Source organism: Leucobacter fengyongliangi (assembly GCF_052386045.1).
Window position 1 is genome coordinate 1,670,894 of the sequence record NZ_CM126356.1, and the last position, 16,536, is coordinate 1,687,429.

Sequence of the window (16,536 nt, forward strand, 5' to 3'; positions counted from 1 at the left end):
CCGCTATCCGCGGTGCCTCGTTCGCTACTCTTCACTGTACGATCCTACCGAGACCGCGGCTTAGCTTCCCGTGTCTAGCGGGACATAGCTTCCCGTCGACGGTGGAATCTGGAAGGTGCGTATCGTCGCCTCCGCCGCATCGTGGAAGGAGGTAAGGGCCGCAACGCTGCCTTCGCCAGCCTTCGGAAATGCGATGGAGGCGGCTATGACAAACTGCGGGTCTTCGACTGGAAATACGCCAACGAAGCTGTGCACGAAGTCCGACCGGTACCCACCCTGACCGTCGGTCTGCTCAGCTGTGCCGGTCTTTCCACCGATTCGATACCCAGGAATCGAGACAATCGGAGTGATCCAGCTTTCTTGCACCACAGCTTCCAGCATGTGCAGGGTAGTCGCCGCGGCTTCGGGCGAGACCGCTTGCACTGGATCTCCGTGAACCATATCGGTCACGGTGCCATCTGCCTCCGTGCAGGTCGCCACCACGCTGGGAGGCACGCGGACCCCATCGTTTGCAATAGCCTGGTAGGCGCTTGCTGTCTGCACGATAGTTGCCGACACGCCTTGACCGAACATCGTGTTGTAGCTGGTCTGACGGTCCCAATTCTCTGGGCTGTACAGAAGACCGGAGTCCTCAAGTGGAAGTCCGGCCTGGGTCGACTCACCAATTCCAAACGCGCGGAGATACTCGTAACGGGTCTGCTCGGTGAGCCGACTCCCGAACATCGAGATCCCGACGTTGGAGGAATACACGAGCGCTCCGGTGAGGGTCATCGGCATCACGCCGTGGGTGGAAGAGTCCCTAAAACGCACGTTTGGTTCGGGTTCCCAGGTGTCGGGCACCTGCAGCAGCGAGTCGGGGACGGCGACTCCCTGATCCACGAGGGCCGCGGCGGTGATCATCTTAAATGTGGATCCGGGCTCGTACGGGGAGACAAACGAACGTGCCTCACGTTTGGTCGGGTCAGAGGCGTCTACGTCATTCGGATCAACTGAGCCATCCTCAGCGACCGCAACAATCTCACCAGTCTGCACATCGATAACGGTGAGCATGCCCCACTCGGCGGCGACCTTCTGTACCTGATCATTGACGATCTGTTGCGTCTCCCACTGCAGATCCCGATCTATGGTGAGCTGCACCGTTCCGCCGTTAATGGCCTCCTGACGCACGACCACACTCCCGGGGAGCGCTACCCCGTCGGCACCGCGCTCGTAGCTCTCCTCACCGTTCACGCCCGCGAGACACGCGTCGTGCGACACCTCAACGCCGGCCTGAGGCACGTCTTCGAACCCCGAAAATCCAATAATGTTTCCTCCCACAGCACCGTTCGGGTAGACGCGTGCGTGGTGACTCTCAAATGTCAGCCAGGGAATCTGCAGCGCCTTGAGTTGGTTCAGAGTGGTGAGGTCGATTGAGCGTTTCAGGTACGCAAAGTCAGATTTTGGATCCGCCGCGAGTGCGTCGTCCACGATGGCACCGATCTCGTCAGCAGTTTGTCCGGTCACTTCGGCAATTTCGGCGAACGCCTCCTCCGCTGTGACGCTCACCGTTGCGAATCCCTCGTCATCGGCGATCCGATAGAATTTCCCGCCGTTTAAGCGCGCGTTCTTTGGCGAAAGCTGTGCGTCGTAGCGCTCGTCGGTCGTCGCGAGAATCTCTCCGTTGCGATCGACGATGTCGCCCCTCAGGCTCGGGATCACCACAGGAACGGCTCGTTTGCTTGCCGCTTCTTCAGTGAGCGCAGCGGCCGAAACCACCTGTAATTCAATCAATCGGACGGTGAACACGCTAGCTCCGACGATCACCAGCAGCATCGCGAGAAAGCGTCTTCCGACCCTCGGTCGAAACTTCGCCATCGTGACTCCTTGCTCCGGTTCCGGGCGTCTCGCCTTAGCGTGTGTCTGGTGAAGGGAGGTTGCCTTCCCAAACTACCGGCGCTCCGCTCAATGCTTCGACAGCCGCAGCGGCCTGTCCGAAATCCCGAGACACGAGAAGGCCATCTGCATCCACAACCGGCAAATTCTCCAGGGTAGCGTTGGGAACTCGGTTCGCCTGCACCTGGGTTGTGCGTTGAGTTAGGTCACCAAGCACGACGTTGTCACTGAGACGAAGCGTCGCGGGGTTCGAATTCTGCACCATGCCCAGCGCGGCAGCGTTGTCTGCGAGATTCTGTGGGGAGGCAAGTTTGTTCACATTCTGACTCAACACCCGCTCGACACGCTGCAAATCCCGGTGCTCGAGCTCGAGCGCACGCGCCTCGTAGGCTCCCTGCGAGACTGCGATGCTGAGGCCCAGTTGAGTGGCAAAGATACCCAGCACAATCCCGACGGCCGTCAGCGCCCCCCAGAGCGGACTGAGGCGGCGCATTCGGGCACGCGGTGCACGAGTCTCCGCCGGGCGGAGGTGCCTCCGTGACGGATCGAGCCGAGGATCGGAGAGAACTTCTGGCGTGGGCGATCTGAGAAGATCAATATCGAGTTCGATGGGAACGGTGTTTCCACTCACTGTGTCACCACCCGAAGGCGCTCTGCAGCTCGCAGCCGCACGGGAATCGCCCGTGAATTTCGTTCGCGTTCCTCATCACTCGCAAGCTCCGCACCGCGTGTCAGGAGTTTGAATTCTGGCCGGTGTTCCGGAAGCTCGATGGGCAATCCCGCGGGCGCAGTGGATTTGCTGCGCTTCGCGAGTTCACGCTTCACGAATCTGTCTTCGAGTGATTGGTAAGACATCACCACAATGCGCCCCCCGACGGAGAGCAGATCCATCGCCGCCGGTATCGCGTGCTCGAGCGCACGCAACTCACCGTTGACCTCTACCCGCAACGCCTGAAACACTCGCTTTGCCGGGTGGCGCTGATCGCGCACCGCCGCCGGAGTCGCACGCTGCAGAATGTCAACGAGCTGTCCGCTCCGTTCAATGGGTGCGTCCGCGCGCGCTGCGACGATGGCTCTTGCGTACCGAGCTGCCAGCGGCTCTTCACCGTAGCGTTCAAAAATCGCGCGGAGCCGACCCTCGGGTGCGACGGCAAGCACCTCGGCCGCGGTCTCACCCTCCGCCTGATTCATGCGCATGTCTAGCGGCGCGTCTTGTGAGTAGGCAAAGCCTCGATCGGCATCGTCAAGCTGAAGCGAGGAGACCCCCAGGTCAAATAGCACTCCGTCAATCGAGCGGAAACCCGAACTCCGAACCGCACTGACGATGTCGTCGTAGACAGCATGCACACGCAGCGCTCGTGTTCCGAAACCTGCGAGCCGCTCACCGGCGAGGCGCAGAGCCTGCAGGTCGCGGTCGAGCCCGATCACTGTGAGACCTGGGTGAGCCTCGAGCAGCGCGGCGCTGTGACCCCCCATGCCGAGAGTCGCATCAACAACTACCGCACCCTGTCGCCCAGCTGCTGGAGCAAGGAGTTCCAGGCAACGCTCAAGCAACACCGGCGTGTGCAACTGGCTCGGATCAATTTCTGATGTGTCCATATGTACAGTCGGGCTCTGCCAGTACCCCCGGTTCCCCGTCAGCCCACCTGTCACCGGGGAAGTGCGACAGGGTGGTAGACGAGAAACCGCGAGTACTGGAACTAGAACATGCCCGGAATCACCTCCTCTTCGATCTCAGAGAAGGCAGTTTCCTGAACACTGAGGTAGGTCTGCCATGCTTCGGCATCCCAGATCTCGGCCCGGCTCCCGGCTCCGATCACTGCGAGATCCCTCTCGAGACCCGCGTATGCACGAAGGGCTGCAGGAATGGTGACACGGTGCTGCTTGTCGGGCGTCTCGGCGTGAGCGCCAGACAGGAAGACGCGAAGATAGTCGCGGCCCTGCTTGGAAGTGATCGGAGCCTCGCGGATACGTTCGTGCATCGCCGCAAACTCACTCTCGCTGAAGACATAGAGGCAGTGCTCTTGGCCACGGGTGACCACCATACCTTCGGCGAGCTCGTCGCGAAACTTTGCGGGGAGGATCAGTCGACCCTTGTCGTCAAGCTTGGGAGAGAACGTGCCGAGGAACATGCACTCTCCTCCCTGTGATCACACCGACTGGGTTCGCCCACGCGCTCCAGCTAGTTCCACTCTACTCCACTTCCCTCCACTCTGATCTCTTTTTTATGGATTCTCTTCTTTATTCCTCCACCAGGCTGCAGCTTGAGAGTGCACGAGGACACAAAAAAACGAGGCGGTGGAAAATCCACCGCCTCGTCTCGAAACTCTGCGCGAAACCGCTCTAGCGCTCACCCTCCATGCGTTCGTCCCATCGCCTCTGCATGCGATCAGAGAATGACTCTCGCTCCGCCGATGCTGGCGAACCAGGACCGCCAGAAGTGGCTGCCGATGCATTCGGAGAGGTAACAGGCTCGCGCTTCGAGAACGCCAGCAGAGCACCGCTCAACATCACCGCGAAGCCAATCACGCCAAGCCAAAGCTGCTGCGCAGCGACACCGCCAACGAGCACCCCGATCCCGACTAGACCCAGGACAATTCCGAGCACCAAAGAACGCAAGTTGAACTGGGTGTGCGCCCCCTGGGCCGTCTGCACGACGTCAGCCTCGCTCTGATAGAGACGACGCTCCATCTCATCAAGCAATTGCTGCTCGTGTTCTGACAGTCCCATGACCGCCTCCCATATCCAGATAAACGTGAACTCATTCTACGCCCCTTCGGCCGGACTAGGCTAGGCCAGGTGGATGAAACAACACGACTCGCAGGCCTTGTTCAGGAGCGCATCAGCGATGTCATCTCTGGGCATCGCGAAGACCTAACGCCTCTGGGCGGTGATTCCACTCCCGTGCTTGATGAGGTGTACGCATATCTCTCAGGCGGAAAGCGACTCCGAGCCCAGTTCGCAACCCTCGGCTACCGGTCAGTGGCTCCTCTTGATCTCTCTGGCGCTCCAGGCCCTGAACTCGATCAGATGCTCGATGTCGCGTGTGCGCTTGAGTTCTTCCACGCAGCAGCTCTGATCCACGACGACGTGATTGACCGTTCCGACACGAGGCGCGGTCGGCCTGCGGTTCACAAGCATTTTGCCGCGATCCACCAGTCAAACGGGTGGCGTGGCTCGGCCGAGCACTTTGGCCTCTCCAGCGCGATACTGCTGGGCGACTTGCTGCAGTCTTGGGCCGATGAACAGCTTCAGCGTGCCTGCGATGCCGCACCTGAGCGGGGGTGTGCGGCGACGGCACGTGGCCACTTCAACCGCATGCGGAGCGAAGTCGCTATTGGCCAGTATCTCGACGTACTTGAGGAACAGATCCCGTCATTTGCGCCCGAACAAGAGCAACTGGCAAGATCCACCCGTGTGTTGGTCTACAAGTCCGCGAAATACAGCGTCGAGGCGCCACTTCTCATCGGCGCAGCGCTCGCCGGTGCCAGCGCAGAGCAGGAGCAGGCCCTCGCCGATTTCGGGCTTCCGGTCGGTGTGGCGTTTCAACTTCGAGACGATCTCCTAGGCGTGTTCGGCGACCAGGAGGTCACTGGTAAGCCAGCGGGAGATGATCTCGCGGAGGGCAAGCGCACCATTCTTGTCACTATCGCGCGCAGCTCTCTTCCCGTCACGCAACAGCGGGTATTTGACGAACTGGTCGGCGACCCTCACCTTGATGCCGAACAAATCGAGATGCTGCAGCGCACGATTCGAGGCACGGGAGCCGTCGAGCAAGTCGAACAGATGATCGCACGTAACCTCGAACGCGCAACTAGCGCACTCGCCGTTTCTCCGCTGCGGCCAGAAGCGCGCGCGCAGCTGTCCGCTCTCGCGCATCGCGTGAGCAAACGAGACTTCTGATCTCGGGTCGCGCGATCGCCCGAATCAGGAATTTCCTGTTTCCTCGAGGGATCTAGAAGGCGAGAGACTGAGTTGCCCGTCGCACCGCGGACTTTCTTCCGTCGATCAACGCAGCTACCGGCCGTTCCCCAAGTTCCTCGTTCTCAGCAAGCAACCACGTCACCGCCTGGTCATTCGTGAAGCCAGCATCTCGCAGCACGAGCAGGGTTCCGCGAAGGGAATGGAGCGGTTCGTCATCCTGAATGAACTCGGCAGGAATGCGTAAGACCCCGTCGATTCGAATGGCGGCGAGATAGCCCTCTTCGATCAACCGGCGAAGCTTCCCCGGGGTGGTGCCCCAGCGCTTCACTAATTCGGGAATGGTCACGGTTACGGTGTCTGACGGGATACTTTCGGCCACCGTCCCAGTCTAAAGCACAGAGTTGCGCTAATGGCAGCCGAATCAGGTGCCACCCCGGCGCGCTGCAGGCCCAGTAGACGTTTCGTTCCATAGAATCGGCGCGTGAACTCCGCCCCCACCGACCCGCTCATCGGGCACACGCTCGATGAGCGCTATGTCGTCCGATCTCGGATCGCTCGGGGCGGAATGGCAATGGTCTATCTCGGCAATGACATACGGCTCGAGCGCCGTGTCGCCATCAAAATCATGCATCCGCACCTCGCAGAGGATGAGAGTTTCACTCGGCGATTCGAGCAAGAGGCGCGCAGCGCCGCGGGTCTCGGTCACCCGAACGTGGTGAACGTTTTTGATCAGGGCGTGGATCGCGGCGTTCCATATTTGGTGATGGAGTATCTGCCCGGCATCACCCTCCGTGAGCTCCTGAAGCAGCAGAAGCGACTCACGACCGACCAAGCCTTCGAGATCGGCGAGGCTGTTCTCGCGGGACTCGCCGCGGCGCACTCCGCAGGTATCGTGCACCGCGACCTCAAACCGGAAAATGTCCTCCTTGCCGATGATGGGCGCATCAAGATTGGCGATTTTGGCCTGGCCCGTGCGGTGAGCGCAAACACCGCGACCGGCCAGGCACTGTTGGGCACCATCGCGTATCTCTCCCCCGAGCTCGTGACCCGCGGGATCGCTGACGCCCGCAGCGACCTGTACGCCTTCGGCATCATGCTGTTTGAAATGCTCACCGGCCAACAACCGTTTCAGGGTGAGCAGCCCATGCAAATTGCCTATCAACATGCGCACTCGGAGGTTCCTGCTCCTTCTTCGCTAGTACCCGACTTGGGCGCCGACATTGATGAACTGGTTCGCTGGTGTTGCAGTCGCGAACCCGATGCTCGGCCCCGAGATGCTTCGGAAGCGCTTGAGCAGCTTCGACACATCCGGAGTGGGGCGACACTCGGCGCAACTCGCGTGTTTCCCGCCGCAGGATTCAGTGGTGAATCTGTCACCCCCTCAACGACCATACTGACCGATCTCGAGCAACGCAGTCTGGTATCTGGCGGCCTGGTACAAGCTGCCGCCACCAAGCACTCAGCCACCGAGACCGATTCGGTTTCCCGAGCGCGTGCAACGGGGTCGAGACGAACCCGTCGGGGTCGTTGGATAGCGCTAACCGTTGTCGTGTTCCTCTCGCTATCGGGCCTCGCCGGCTGGTGGTGGGGCCAGGGTCCTGGTTCGCAGGTGTCCATTCCTGAGGTGGCCGGTGTCGAGCTCGCGTCCGCTCAGCTCACGCTTGAAGAGCTCGCCTTGGTGGTCACGGTGACCGAATGTTCGAGTCTCGAGGTAGAGCCGGGCCTTGCCGCGAGCACCGAGCCAGCAGCGGGCACTCGGGTAAACCGGGGCTCCGAGGTGCAGCTGTGCCGTTCCACTGGGCCCGAACTGCTGGCGGTTCCGACACTTGTGGGCCTTTCCACTGACGATGCGATCGCGGCCATCGAAGGTGCGGGGTTCACCTTTGGCGCGGTACTCGAGCAGAGATTCGATGGTGGCTCTGCAGACACCGTGATTGTGGCACTCAACGAAGTAGGCGAGGGACTCGGCCCAACCTACCCAGAGCGTGGTCGAGTCGATCTGATCGTGTCAGCTGGCGCGATTCCAGTGGTCACTGGGATGAGTGAGGACGCCGCGGCGACGGCACTCGAGGCTGTGGGCTTGATTCTCGACCCGACATTGAACACCGATGCGTACGATGAGACGATCCCTGAGGGACAAGCGATCGGTGTGCTGGTGTTCACTGATCCCGTGCGAGTGGGTGACTCTGTTGCGCTCAATCTCTCGCGCGGGCCACAACTTTTCGCCATTCCCGACGTGTCAGGGCTGAACGTCAACGAAGCTGCTCAGACACTCCGTGCGGCAGGGTTTGCTGTGTCCACCGGCATCGTGCCCGAGGGCCCCGCGGGGGCGCTGTTCGAGGTAAAAAGCACCTCCCCCGCTGCTGGGGAAATGCGGAAGGCTGGCACCGAAGTGGCGTTGCGGTACATCTAGTGCCAAACGGCACAGACGCAGCATCCCCGGGACGCCCTGTGGGATCCCCGGGGATGAAGCGAGACAGTCAGCCCTATCGGGCTGTCTTCAGTTCTTCGGCAACCTGGTAGGCCAGCTCAAGCGACTGAGAGTGGTTCAGTCTGGGGTCACACACTGACTCGTACCTCGTCGCGAGTCCAAGCTCATCAATGTTTTCTGATCCACCGAGGCACTCGGTCACGTCGTCCCCGGTGAGCTCCACGTGAATCCCACCAGGGAAGGTACCTGCTTCGCGGTGCGCCTCGAAGAACCCACGGAGTTCGTTCATCACATCCTCGAATCTCCTGGTCTTGTACCCGGTTGAGGTGGTGATGCCGTTGCCGTGCATCGGATCGGTGACCCACAACGGCCGAGCGCCAGCATCTCGAACCCCCGCGAGCAGCGCGGGAAGCGTGTCACGAATCTTCTCCGCACCCATGCGAGTGATGAAGGTGATGCGACCCGGCTCACGCTCAGGATCTAGTGCATCGAGCAATCGCAACGCGTCGTCGGTCGTGGCGGTCGGCCCGAGTTTCACCCCAATGGGGTTTCGTAGCTTCGAGAGAAACTCAACGTGCGCCCCGTCGATGTCTCGGGTTCGTTCACCCACCCAGAGCATGTGGCCTGAGGTTCCGTAGGCCTGACCCGTCCGGGAGTCGATCCGCGCGAGTGGTCGTTCGTAGTCAAGCAGAAGCGCCTCATGACTGACATAGAACTCAGTCTGGGTGAGGGCGGCATCATCAACGCCACACGCGGCCATGAACCGCAACGCGCGATCAATCTCAGCGGCAAGCGATTCGTAGCGGTTGTAGGCGCTGTTTGAGACGAATCCCTGATTCCAGGCGTGCACCTGACGGAGATCTGCAAACCCACCCTGGGTGAACGCGCGGATCAAGTTCAGCGTGGAGGCCGAGACATGGTAGCCGCGCACCAGGCGCGCGGGATCAGCTGCGCGCGATTCAGGGGTGAAGTCGTACCCGTTCACCAGGTCTCCCCGGTATGCCGGAAGCGTCACTCCGTCGCGAGTCTCGTTGTCGCTCGAACGCGGCTTGGCGAACTGGCCAGCCATACGCCCCACTTTGATGACCGGCATTGACGCGCCATAGGTCAGCACGACCGCCATTTGCAGAAGGGTCTTTACGCGATCGCGAATCTTGTCCGCGGTTGCACCATCAAAGGTTTCGGCACAGTCACCACCCTGCAGCAGAAACGCCTCACCGCGGGCTGCCGCGGCGAGCCGATCACGGAGGCGATCCACTTCACCGGCGAACACGAGCGGAGGCTGAGCCGAGAGCTCCGTCTGGGCTGCGCGGACTGCGTCAGCATCGGGCCACTTGGGCTGCTGCTTCGCCTCGAGCGCGCGATACGAGTCGAGCTCCGAAAGTACGTCCGTCGGTACGTTCGGCTCGGTTCGCTGACTCACTCTGTGCCTGCTCTCGTTCGATCTTTCGTGGATCGCAGCGCGTTCGCGCTGCCATGATCCAGCCTACCGTTCACCGCGCGCGCTGCTGTGCGCCCAGCGCGAACCCTCGAGGAGGTCTGCCGCGTGGCAGGTTCACGCGGTTAGTGGCTTCTTTGCCCCGCGGACGCTGGACGCGTAGACATCTACATATTCCTGATCACTTAACCGCTGTATCTCGAACATGATTTCGTCGGTGACACTGCGCAGCACGAATCTATCTGCACTCATGCCTTCGAAGCGTCTAAAGTCGAGTGGCTTACCAATAACCGTGCCAATGCGGCGGATCTTCGGGATCTTCGCACCAATTGGCATTGCCTTTTCCGTGTCAATCATGACCGTAGGCACGACGAGCGCTCCGGACTCAAGCACGAGTCGTGCCACCCCGGTGCGACCGCGATAGAGCCGACCGTCTGGGCTCCGCGTGCCCTCCGGATAGATTGCCAAGACTTCACCACGTTCGAGCACGGCGAGGCCGGTGTTCAGAGACGCCTCGGAGGCTTTGCCCCCAGACCGGTCTATCGGAAGTTGCCCGACGGCAAGCATGAAATTCTTCACGATCCACCCTTTGAGGCCCTTCCCAGTGAAATAGTCGCTTTTCGCCAGAAAATACACGCGACGATCAATCATGAGTGGCATGAAGAAGGAGTCAATGACGGACAGGTGGTTTCCCACAATTACCACCGGGCCGGTTTCAGGGAGGTTTTCGGCACCTTCTACCCACGGCCGGTAGAAGGTTTTCAAGAGCGGCCCAAAAATGAGGTGTTTGAAAAACCAGTAGAACATTGCGACGCCGTCCCTTCGACAGGCTCAAGACTAGCCGAATTGTAGATACTCGACGGGAATAAGGGCTCCAAGTGAGACACATGCAATAGGGTGAAAGTGACATCACCGGCCTCGGAGCGATGTCTTCAATCGAATCTGGTACTAGGTATCAAAGGAGCTGCCGTGAACCTGTCCGAGACTCCACTTCTCGTTCCATCCGTTCCCACCGACAACGTGACCGACCTGCTTGAACAGCGCGTCGCCGCGACACCCGACCGAGCGCTGTTTGCGACTCCAGACGGTGACACTTGGCGAGACATGACCGCTCTCCAGTTTCGCGACAAGGTGGTCGCGGTGGCAAAAGGGCTGGTTGCCGCAGGGGTACAACCTGGCGATCGCATTGGGTTGATGTGTAAGACGTCGTTCGAGTGGAGCCTCATCGACTTCGCGCTGTTCTATGCCGGGGCCGTCATGGTGCCGATCTACGAGACCTCTTCTGCCCTGCAAGTTCACTGGATCCTGGAAGACTCGGCTGCCCGCGGTGTCATCACCGAGACTGCGGAGCACGCGGAGCGGCTTGCGGAGATCCGCGCGGAAGCTCCCGGAGTTGAATTGGAGTGGCGACTCGACCTGGGCGCAATCGACCAGCTGATCTCGTCTGGGCGCGAGATCCCAAATGAAGAAATTGAACGCCGCCGCAATATCGCGAATGCAGACGATATTGCGACACTGATTTACACCTCAGGATCCACCGGGCGACCGAAGGGCTGCGTGCTTACGCATGCCAACTTCGTAGACCTGTCGCGAAACTCCGCGGCGGCTCTGGGGGAAGTTGTGAATCAGCCAGGAGCCTCCACACTGCTCTTTGTCACGCTGGCACACATCTTTGCCCGATTTATTTCCATTCTTTCCGTGCATTCTGGTGTGCGAGTCGGGCATCAGCCTGACACCACTAAGCTCCTCCCCTCGCTCGGCAGTTTCCACCCGACCTTCCTTCTTGCCGTGCCCCGCGTATTTGAGAAGGTCTATAACTCGGCTGAGCAGAAAGCAGAGGCGGGCGGAAAGGGCAAGATCTTCCGCGCTGCAGCTCTTGTCGCGGTTCGACACTCTGAGCTAGTGATGGCGGGAGAGAAGGTTCCCTTCATGGTGGGGGTGAAGTTCAAACTCTTCGACAAGCTGGTCTTCGCCAAGCTGCGTGAAGCAATGGGTGGTCGAGTGAAGTTCGCAGTTTCGGGTTCGGCACCGCTGAGCCACTATCTCGGGCATTTCTACCACAGCCTCGGAATCAAAATCCTCGAGGGTTACGGCCTCACCGAAACCACCGCACCCGTGACGGTGAACTTGCCCGATAAGTTCAAGATCGGCACCGTTGGACCCGCGCTCCCCGGTCACACGGTGCGCATTGCGGAAGACGGCGAGGTCGAGGTTAAGGGTATTGACGTCTTTAAGGAGTATTGGCGAAACCCTGAGGCCACGCGAGCGGTTTTCACTGCAGACGGGTTCTTCAAAACCGGCGATCTGGGGTCACTGGATTCTGACGGGTACCTCACAATCACCGGACGCAAGAAGGAGATCATCGTGACGGCTGGCGGGAAGAACGTTGCTCCTGCGGGGCTTGAGGATCCGATCCGGTCGTTTCCGCTCATCGGTCAGATTGTGGCAGTTGGGGATCAAAAGCCTTTCATTTCAGCACTGATCACGCTCGATGCCGAAATGCTTCCCACATGGTTGAAGAATCACGACCTGAACCCCGAAATGACGCTCGAAGAGGCTGCCGCTCATCCAGCAGTAGTCGCCGAGATTCAGCGAGCTGTCGATCACGGCAACAAGTACGTTTCGCGAGCCGAGAGTATCCGCAAATGGGTGATTTTGCCCACCGAGTTCACCGAAGCGAGCGGTCACCTCACTCCCAAAATGAGTATCAAGCGAGACAACATCTTGCGCGACTACGCAGGTGAGATCGCGAAGATCTACGGAGACAATCCCCAAACGGAAGCGGTCAATACCGCCGTCTAGACAAGGCTCGTCACACACCGAGAGACCCTCCCCAGCTTGATCAGTTGGGGAGGGTCTCTCTGCATGTCACCGACAGTTTGGTTCAGAACCAGCGTGAGTCGCGTATCTTCCTCATCGCCTCTCCCCGAGTCTCACGGTCGAGTCGACTGATGTAGAGCTTCCCGTCGAGATGGTCACATTCGTGCTGAAGGGCCTGGGCTGTGAGGCCTTCACCCGCGATCACCACCTCAGCCCCGTCAAGGTCAATTCCCCGTACCGTAGCTCTCGGGTACCTGGGCACCTCGAACCACAGGTCGGGCACGGAGAGACAGCCCTCTCCGGTTGGGACAGGTTCACCCGCGAGTTCGACGATCTCGGGGTTGAGAATGTACCTGACACGGCCCTCAAGGTGCAAACTGAAGGCTCGCTGAGTACGTCCGATCTGCGTGGCGGCAAGACCAGCCCGACCGTCGAACGCGACTGTGTCACAAAGGTCCTCGACGAGCGCGCGCACACCACCATCGATACTCGTGATGGGCTCACACACCGTATTCAACACGGGATCGCCGAACAATCGAATCTCTCGAACAGCCACGACGCGTTACTCCTCTTCGATCACCAGCAACAAGTCACCGGCCTCGACCCCACGAGCTTCTCGGAAGGTCAGCCTCTTGACGATTCCAGCGATTGGAGCTGTGATGGCCGCTTCCATCTTCATCGCCTCAATAGTAGCCACCGGCTGTCCTGCTGACACCGGGTCACCCACCGAAATCTTCTGAGTGACGGTGCCAGAGAACGGCGCAGCCACGTGACCCGCACGATCGGGGTCGGCCTTCTCTGCAGCTTCAACGGTGGATGTCACCCGTTCGTCTTTCACGAAGACAGGCCTAAGCTGTCCGTTCACCCGCACCATGACCGTACGGATTCCCTTGTCGTCCGCCTCACCGATGGCTTCGAGACCGACGTAGAGGCGGACCCCGCGGCCAAGATCAACCGCGTGCTCGGCCCCCGACTCTAGGCCATAGAGGTAGTCGCCAGTGTGCAACACCGAGAGATCGCCGAAACGTTCCCGCGTGGAGGCAAACTGCGCCGTCGGCCCGGGGAAGAGCAGTCGGTTGAGCGCGTCGCGCCTTTCCGACTGTGACCCATTCAACAGCGCAGCATCTGCCTCGGGTACAGGGGCCACGTCAATGGACACAGTCCGTCCAGCCAAGACTTTGCTGCGGAACGGCTCAGGCCAACCGCCGGGAATCTCGCCAAGTTCTCCGGCAAGGAAACCCACCACGGAATCTGGAATGTCGTATTTTTCCGGATGGGCCTCAAAATCTGCCGGGTCGGCATCTACCGCCGCCAAATGCAAGGCGAGGTCACCAACTACCTTCGAAGAGGGCGTAACCTTGGGAATCCGCCCCAGGATCCTATCCGCGGCCGCATACATATTTTCGATCTTCTCGAAGTTATCGGACAGGCCCAGTGCGATTGCCTGCTGGCGCAGGTTCGAAAGCTGTCCACCGGGAATCTCGTGTGTATAGACCCGGCCCGTGGGTGACGGGAGTCCGGACTCGAATGGGCGATAAACAGTTCTTACTGCATCCCAATACGGTTCGAGTTCATAGACTGCCTCAGCACTCAGGCCAGTGTCGCGCTCAGTGTGTGCAAGAGCCGCAACAAGCGATGACAGCGAGGGCTGCGATGTCGTTCCCGCCATCGGCGCGGAAGCAGCATCAACCGCGTCAACACCCGCGGCTGACGCGGCAAGGAGGGTTGCCAGCTGACCACCAGGCGTGTCATGAGTGTGCAGGTGAACAGGCAGGTCAAATCGCTCACGCAGTGCCGTCACGAGCTTGCTCGCGGCAGCGGGCCGCAACAGCCCCGCCATATCTTTAATCGCGAGAATGTGCGCGCCAGCGTCGACAATGCGCTCCGCTAGGTGCAAGTAGTAGTCGAGAGTGTATTTGTTCTCCGCCGGATCAATCAGATTGCCCGTATATGACATGGCAACCTCAGCAACGGCGGTCCCGGTCTCCCGCACCGCGTCGATCGCCACCCGCATCTGATTCACGTCGTTCAGTGCATCGAAGATCCGGAAAATATCCACCCCGGTTGACGCTGCTTCGCGCACGAACACCTGTGCCACCTGAGCCGGGTACGGCGTGTATCCGACAGTGTTTTGGCCGCGCAAGAGCATCTGAATCGGAACGTTGGGGAGGGCCTCACGCAGTGCGGCAAGGCGATCCCACGGATCCTCCGCAAGAAAGCGGAGCGCCACGTCGTAGGTTGCGCCGCCCCAGGCCTCAACCGAAAGCAGCTCTGGCGTGAGACGTGCGACGTGTGGCGCGACCGCAACCAGGTCCCGGCTCCGGACTCGGGTCGCGAGTAGTGACTGGTGCGCATCGCGGAACGTCGTCTCAGTAACGGCGAGGGCAGTTTGCTCTCGCAGGGACCTGGCGAACCCTTCGGGGCCAAGCTGCAGCAGGCGCTGCCGGTTTCCCTCTGGGACGGCCCGATCAAGGTCGACCACCGGGAGTTTCACCTCTGGTCCGATCAGGCTCGGTCGCGCCCCGTGTGGTTGGTTCACCGTGACGTCAGCGAGGTATTGCAGCACGCGGGTCGCGCGATCCTGGGGTTTGTTCAGTGTGAGAAGTTCTGGTCGCTCCTCAATAAACGAGGTGCTGACATCACCGGCCTGGAAATCAGGGTCATCCAGAACGGCCTGAAGGAACGGGATGTTGGTCGCAACTCCGCGGATGCGGAACTCGGCGAGTGCGCGTCGCGCCCGCACCACCGCTGCGCCAAAATCACGACCACGGCACGTCAACTTTGCGAGCATCGAGTCGAAGTGGGGGCTGATGTGCGCACCGGGGTTGATGGTGCCACCATCTAGGCGAACACCTCCGCCACCCGGCGACCGATAGGTCGTGATCCTCCCAAGATCGGGCCGGAAGCCGTCTGCAGGATTCTCCGTGGTGATGCGGCACTGCAGTGCAGCGCCCCGAAGCTGAATTCGGTCCTGGGTCAGTCCCAGCTGTTCGAGGGTCTCGCCCGCTGCGATGCGCATTTGGGCCTGCACAAGATCCACATCGGTAACTTCTTCGGTCACCGTGTGCTCAACCTGAATACGTGGGTTCATCTCAATGAAGACGTGCTGGCCCGCGCGCTCCCCCTCGGTGTCCAGGAGAAACTCGACCGTGCCCGCGTTTTCGTAGCCGATCGACCTCGCAAAGGCGATGGCATCTCGAGTCAGCAGATCCCGAACTCTTGGATCGAGGTTTGGTGCGGGCGCAATCTCGATGACCTTCTGATGCCGCCGCTGAACCGAGCAATCGCGCTCATACAGATGCACCGTTTCACCCGAACGGTCCGCGAGGATTTGCACCTCGATGTGCCGGGGGCGAAGCACGGCCTGCTCGATAAACATCGTGGAGTCACCGAATGCGCTCTCGGCTTCACGCATCGCAGCTTCAAGCGCGTCACGGAGATCCTCCTCGCGCTCGACACGCCGCATTCCTCGCCCGCCGCCGCCAGCGACCGCTTTCGCAAACACTGGAAATCCAATCTCGCGGGCACCCTCGATGAGTTCGTCGAGGTTCCGGGAGGGTTCGGTCGACCGGAGTACGGGCACGCCAGCTGCAATCGCGTGATGCTTCGCCGCGACCTTGTTGCCCGCCATCTCGAGCGCGGCCTGGCCGGGACCGATAAAGGTGATACCCGCAGCTTCTGCAGCTGCTGCCAGGTCGGGGTTCTCTGAGAGAAATCCATATCCGGGATAGATTGCGTCGGCACCGCATTCACGCGCGACACGAACAATCTCACTGACATCGAGGTACGCGCGCACCGGGTGACCTTCGGTTCCGATCACATACGCTTCGTCCGCCTTCAAACGGTGCAACGAATTGCGGTCTTCATATGGAAACACTGCCACCGTTTTCGCGCCGAGCTCGTATGCGGCCCGAAACGCCCGAATGGCAATTTCCCCACGGTTTGCGACCAAGATCTTCTTGAACATGTGGCTCCTATGCCTCTTGCGCCCAGCAAAATACAAATGCCCAGAGCCAGCTTATACGTCGACACAACGCAAACCGTCTCGATG

The 16,536-nt window shown here is 60.4% G+C and carries 13 protein-coding genes; 3 read left to right on the top strand and 10 right to left on the bottom strand.

What is annotated here, in order from left to right:
- Positions 1-60: 60 nt before the first annotated feature.
- From ACTNFK_RS08025 to ACTNFK_RS08045, 5 genes are all read right to left on the bottom strand, one after another.
- Entirely contained in the window at positions 61-1,854 is a 1,794-nt protein-coding gene (locus tag ACTNFK_RS08025) for a peptidoglycan D,D-transpeptidase FtsI family protein (RefSeq protein ID WP_435936719.1), read from the bottom strand.
- A gap of 34 nt (positions 1,855-1,888) precedes the next feature.
- Positions 1,889-2,365: a cell division protein FtsL gene (ftsL, locus tag ACTNFK_RS08030; protein WP_435936720.1), complete on the bottom strand. Its 477-nt coding sequence runs from the start codon at positions 2,363-2,365 to the stop codon at positions 1,889-1,891.
- Positions 2,366-2,499: 134 nt separating this feature from the next.
- Positions 2,500-3,471, bottom strand: coding sequence for a 16S rRNA (cytosine(1402)-N(4))-methyltransferase RsmH (gene rsmH, locus ACTNFK_RS08035; RefSeq protein WP_435936721.1), 972 nt, complete (start codon positions 3,469-3,471; stop codon positions 2,500-2,502).
- Positions 3,472-3,572: 101 nt separating this feature from the next.
- Positions 3,573-4,004 carry a division/cell wall cluster transcriptional repressor MraZ gene (mraZ, locus tag ACTNFK_RS08040; protein WP_433646616.1) on the bottom strand — a complete coding sequence of 144 codons (432 nt, stop codon included), beginning with the start codon at positions 4,002-4,004 and terminating at the stop codon, positions 3,573-3,575.
- A 211-nt stretch (positions 4,005-4,215) separates the two neighbouring features.
- Positions 4,216-4,602 carry an SCO2097 family morphological protein gene (locus ACTNFK_RS08045; protein ID WP_435936722.1) on the bottom strand — a complete coding sequence of 129 codons (387 nt, stop codon included), beginning with the start codon at positions 4,600-4,602 and terminating at the stop codon, positions 4,216-4,218.
- A gap of 69 nt (positions 4,603-4,671) precedes the next feature.
- Here ACTNFK_RS08045 and ACTNFK_RS08050 point away from each other — a divergent pair, with 69 nt between their 5' ends.
- Positions 4,672-5,775, top strand: coding sequence for a polyprenyl synthetase family protein (locus ACTNFK_RS08050; protein ID WP_435936723.1), 1,104 nt, complete (start codon positions 4,672-4,674; stop codon positions 5,773-5,775).
- Positions 5,776-5,827: 52 nt separating this feature from the next.
- Here ACTNFK_RS08050 and ACTNFK_RS08055 read toward each other — a convergent pair whose 3' ends face one another.
- A complete protein-coding gene (locus ACTNFK_RS08055) occupies positions 5,828-6,175 on the bottom strand; it encodes an Rv2175c family DNA-binding protein (protein WP_433646619.1) in 348 nt (115 codons plus the stop codon).
- A gap of 102 nt (positions 6,176-6,277) precedes the next feature.
- Here ACTNFK_RS08055 and pknB point away from each other — a divergent pair, with 102 nt between their 5' ends.
- On the top strand, positions 6,278-8,209 hold the full coding sequence (gene pknB / locus ACTNFK_RS08060; protein ID WP_435936724.1) for a Stk1 family PASTA domain-containing Ser/Thr kinase: 1,932 nt from the start codon (positions 6,278-6,280) through the stop codon (positions 8,207-8,209).
- A gap of 73 nt (positions 8,210-8,282) precedes the next feature.
- Here the strand turns inward: pknB and ACTNFK_RS08065 are convergent, their stop codons facing one another.
- Positions 8,283-9,650, bottom strand: coding sequence for a class II 3-deoxy-7-phosphoheptulonate synthase (locus tag ACTNFK_RS08065; protein ID WP_435936725.1), 1,368 nt, complete (start codon positions 9,648-9,650; stop codon positions 8,283-8,285).
- A 132-nt stretch (positions 9,651-9,782) separates the two neighbouring features.
- A complete protein-coding gene (locus tag ACTNFK_RS08070) occupies positions 9,783-10,472 on the bottom strand; it encodes a lysophospholipid acyltransferase family protein (RefSeq protein WP_433646622.1) in 690 nt (229 codons plus the stop codon).
- 162 nt (positions 10,473-10,634) lie between these two features.
- Here ACTNFK_RS08070 and ACTNFK_RS08075 point away from each other — a divergent pair, with 162 nt between their 5' ends.
- Complete coding sequence (locus ACTNFK_RS08075; RefSeq protein WP_435936727.1) at positions 10,635-12,467, top strand: AMP-dependent synthetase/ligase; 1,833 nt, start codon at positions 10,635-10,637, stop codon at positions 12,465-12,467.
- An 82-nt stretch (positions 12,468-12,549) separates the two neighbouring features.
- Here the strand turns inward: ACTNFK_RS08075 and def are convergent, their stop codons facing one another.
- Both def and ACTNFK_RS08085 read right to left on the bottom strand, forming a co-directional pair.
- Complete coding sequence (def, locus tag ACTNFK_RS08080) at positions 12,550-13,041, bottom strand: peptide deformylase (protein ID WP_433646624.1); 492 nt, start codon at positions 13,039-13,041, stop codon at positions 12,550-12,552.
- A gap of 6 nt (positions 13,042-13,047) precedes the next feature.
- Entirely contained in the window at positions 13,048-16,452 is a 3,405-nt protein-coding gene (locus ACTNFK_RS08085) for a pyruvate carboxylase (protein ID WP_435936728.1), read from the bottom strand.
- Between the last annotated feature and the right edge of the window lie 84 nt (positions 16,453-16,536).